Genomic DNA, 3,832 nt, shown 5'->3' with positions numbered 1-3,832 from the left:
CTTCTGCGGCCAGAAGCCCTCGAGCTGGTTGAGGTCGTCGAGCAGACGGTCGGCGTAGTCGGTGATCCGCAGGAACCACTGCGTCAGCTTCTTCTTGACGACGACGGCGCCGCTGCGCTCGCTCGTGCCGTCGGGCAGCACCTGCTCGTTGGCGAGCACCGTCTGGTCGACCGGGTCCCAGTTGACCAGCGCGTCCTTGCGGTACGCGAGGCCCTTCTCGTACAGCTTCTGGAACAGCCACTGGTTCCAGCGGTAGTACTCGGGGTCGCTCGTGTGCAGCACGCGGCTCCAGTCGAACGAGACGCCGTAGTCCTTCAGGCTCTCCTTCTGCTGCGCGATGTTTGCGTAGGTCCACTCGACGGGGTCGGCACCCCGCTTGATGGCGGCGTTCTCGGCGGGGAGGCCGAAGGAGTCCCACCCGATGGGGTTGAGGACGTTGTAGCCGCGGTGGCGCCAGAAGCGCGCAACGATGTCCGAGTACAGGTAGTTCTCGGCGTGACCCATGTGGAGGTCGCCGGACGGGTACGGGAACATCGCGAGCACGTACTTGCGCGGACGCGTGTCGGCGTCGCCGCCGGCGCGGAACGGGTCCTTCTCGGCCCACGCCTGCTGCCACTTCGCCTGGATCTCATGGGGGTCGAAGCCTCCGTCGGCGGACGGCGCGGAAGAGGGGTTCTGAGACACGGGTGAGACCAATCGTGAAAGTCGGGAGGCCACGAGGGCCAACGTCCAGGCTACCGGACCCTGCGGGGCCGCTTCCGAAGCGGCCGGGGCCTCACCATCCGACCGGCACGGTAGCCCCGAGCGCCGCGAGCGGAGCCCGCGCCTTGATCCCCACCTCGGCGACTTCGGATGCCGCGACCGAGCGCCACGTGATCCCTCCGCCGGCGCCGACCCAGGTGGCATCCGGTTCCACGACGATGCTGCGGATCACCATCGCGAGGTCCGCGGCGCCGTCGTCGCCGATCCAGCCGAACGTGCCGGAGTAGACGCCGCGCGGGGCGCCCTCGAGCCCCGCGAGGATCTCCATCGCCGACGCCTTCGGTGCACCGGTCATGCTGCCGGCGGGGAAGGCCGCGTCGAGCAGGTCGCCGATCGTCGTCCCGGGCCGCAGCGTCCCGGAGACCTCACTCACGAGCTGGTGCACCGTGGGGTACGTCTCGACGTCGAGCAGCCTGTCGACGGTCACCGACGACGGTTCGCACACCCGCGAGAGGTCGTTGCGCATGAGGTCGACGATCATGACGTTCTCGGCGCGCTCCTTGGCATCCGTCCGGAGATCCTCGGCGAGAGCCCGGTCGCGGGCGGGATCCGGATGCCGCGGACGCGTGCCCTTGATCGGATGCGTGTGCACGCGCCCGCCGCCTACTTCGAGGAAACGCTCGGGCGAGGCGCTCACGAGCGCGGTGTCGCCGATGCGGACGAAGCCGGCGTGATGCGAGGACGCGCTCCCGCGAAGCCGCCGGAACGCCGCCAGCGCGTCGATGGACCCGGGGAGGGTGAACCGCGTGGTGAGACAGAGCTGGTAGGCGTCGCCGTCCGCGATCCGTTCGCGGCAGGCCGCGATGAGGGCGGCGTACTCCTCGGGTGAATGGCGACCGGCTGCCACTCCTCGCGGCTGCGCCTCTGGCACCGCCGGGGCCTCCGGAACGTCTGCCGCGGCGGCGGCGAGAGCGTCCGCATCGGCGGACACGGCCCACATGCGGCGCGCCGCGTGGTCGAACGCGAGCAGCTCGTCGACGCGCAGCCACGCCGGCTCCCCTTCATAGGACACCCAGCCGACCCATCCGCCCCGGAAGACCGGGACATCGGGGTCGTGCACCGCCGGGGTCGTGGCATCCACCGCCGCGGGGGCGTCGGCAGGCGCGGGCCGACCCGTCCCGAGGAAGCTCCAGCCCGTGGAGGCGTCCGCTCCGGCGTCGAGCCAGAACGCGTGCGGGGCGTCGGCGAACAGGGCGCGGAAGACGTCGTCGGGCTCCCGCCACCGCGGCGAGGCGACCGTGGAGACAGAACGCGGCACGCTCCCAGGCTAGGGGGCGGTCGCGGTCCTAGGCTGTGCGAGGTGAACGACATCCTCACGTGGCTTCTGGACGTGGTGCAGCACGTCGATCCCGTCGTGCGCACGCTCGTCGCCGGCGTGGCGATGATGTTCGAGACGAGCGTTCTGCTGGGCCTCATCGTTCCCGGCGACACAATCGTGATCGTGGCGGGGACCGCTATCGCCTCCCCGCTCGAAGGCATCCTGCTCGGTGTCGCCGTCGTGATCGGATCGCTCCTCGGCGAGAGCCTCGGATTCTGGCTCGGCCGCTACTTCGGACCGCGCATCCGCGCCTCGCGCATCGGGCAGAAGCTCGGCGACCGCAACTGGGAACGCGCCGACCGCTACCTGCGGCGCCGCGGCGGCCCGGCCATCTTCCTGTCGCGCTTCCTGCCCGTGCTGCACTCTCTCGTGCCGCTCACCGTCGGCATGGCGGGGTACCGCTACCGTCGGTTCCTCGCGTGGACGGCGCCCGCGTGCCTCGTGTGGGCGGGCCTGTACATCACCGTCGCGGCGACGGCGGCCGGCACGTACCGCGAGCTCGCCGACCAGATCCACTACGCCGGCTACGTGTTCGTCGGCATCATCGTCGTCTTCCTTCTGCTCGTCTACATCGGCAAGAAGGTGCTCGAACGCATCGAGCGCCGGCACCTCGCCGACGAGCCCGACTCCCTCGAACCGGCGGGCGACGACGTGAAAGACTGAACGGGATGCCTCGTTCTCCTCGCTCTCCTCGCGCCAAGGTGCTGTGGTTCGCACGCCTCGAGTACCGCTTCCACGCCTGGCGCGAGCGGCGCGCACGCGGACGCGGCCTTCGGCCCACGGTCACCGGCTTCCCGGGCTACGGGACCGAGGAGTGGGTGCGGGTCCTCGGCCGCGTCCTCATCACTCCTCCGGTCAAGCGCACGTCGAGCGGCGACTTCGCGAGCCTGCGTGGCTGGCGCAGCTTCGCGGCCGTTCCCGTCGGGTTCGCGCGGGTGACGGTGACGATCCAGGGCGTCGACCACGATGTCGTCGCCGACCGTGGCGGGGTCATCGACGCGAAGCTCCCCGCGACGCTGCCGCCCGGTTGGCAGACCGTGACGACGACCGTCGAGGGCAGCGAGCCCACCGAGACGCGGGTGTTCATCGTCGGATCCGACGTGCGGTTCGGGGTCGTCAGCGACGTGGATGACACGGTCATGGTCACCGCGCTCCCGCGGCCCCTGCTCGCGGCGTGGAACTCGTTCGTCGTGGACGAGCACGCCCGCCAGCCCGTGCCCGGCATGGCTGTGATGCTGGAACGTCTCTCGCGCGAGCACCCGGGCGCGCCCGTCATTTACCTCTCGACCGGGGCGTGGAACGTCGCGCCCACCCTGACGAGGTTCATGCGCCGCCACCTGTTCCCCTCGGGCTCGTTCCTGCTCACCGACTGGGGGCCGACGCACGACCGGTGGTTCCGCAGCGGTCGCGCCCACAAGGAGGGCAACCTGCGACGGCTCGCCGCGGAGTTCCCGAACGTGAAGTGGCTGCTCGTCGGCGACGACGGTCAGCACGACGACGCCATCTACACGCAGTTCGCCATCGAGCACCCCGACAGCGTCGCCGCGGTCGCGATCCGCCGCCTCCTCCCCGCCGAGGCCGTGCTGGCCGGTGGCCGCACGGTCGTCGACGACCACTCCGCCGCCGACGTGCCGTGGGTCACCGAGTCGGACGGCGCAGGGCTCCTCGAACGCCTCGAGGACGTCGGCGTCATCTCCCGCGACGCCTGACGCGTCTGGCGCGCTGCGGCGGCTGAGCGATGGCGCAAGGTCA

The 3,832-nt window shown here is 70.9% G+C and carries 4 protein-coding genes; 2 read left to right on the top strand and 2 right to left on the bottom strand.

What is annotated here, in order from left to right:
• Both I5G_RS23625 and pabB read right to left on the bottom strand, forming a co-directional pair.
• On the bottom strand, window positions 1-684 hold a 684-nt coding region (locus I5G_RS23625), incomplete at its 3' end, for a class I tRNA ligase family protein (protein WP_036329483.1).
• A 91-nt stretch (window positions 685-775) separates the two neighbouring features.
• The gene (gene pabB, locus I5G_RS18950) at window positions 776-2,020 is read right to left on the bottom strand and encodes an aminodeoxychorismate synthase component I (RefSeq protein ID WP_022880468.1); all 1,245 of its coding nucleotides are present in this window, start codon (window positions 2,018-2,020) and stop codon (window positions 776-778) included.
• 42 nt (window positions 2,021-2,062) lie between these two features.
• Here pabB and I5G_RS18945 point away from each other — a divergent pair, with 42 nt between their 5' ends.
• Together I5G_RS18945 and I5G_RS18940 are read left to right on the top strand one after the other, a co-directional pair.
• Window positions 2,063-2,743 (top strand): DedA family protein, encoded by a 681-nt coding sequence (locus tag I5G_RS18945; protein ID WP_022880467.1) that lies wholly within the window; start codon window positions 2,063-2,065, stop codon window positions 2,741-2,743.
• 5 nt (window positions 2,744-2,748) lie between these two features.
• Entirely contained in the window at window positions 2,749-3,789 is a 1,041-nt protein-coding gene (locus tag I5G_RS18940; RefSeq protein ID WP_022880466.1) for an App1 family protein, read from the top strand.
• Window positions 3,790-3,832 lie beyond the last annotated feature (43 nt).

This window comes from Microbacterium sp. B19, from assembly GCF_000333395.1.
Taxonomy (GTDB): domain Bacteria; phylum Actinomycetota; class Actinomycetes; order Actinomycetales; family Microbacteriaceae; genus Microbacterium.
The sequence above is the reverse complement of the archived record's forward strand: the minus strand, read 5'-3'. Positions and strand labels throughout refer to the sequence as shown.

Coding starts and splice junctions, on each gene's coding strand:
- I5G_RS18940 (WP_022880466.1), top strand. CDS start 2,749: ATGCCTCGTTCTCCTCGCTCTCCTCGCGCCAAGGTGCTGTGGTTCGCA.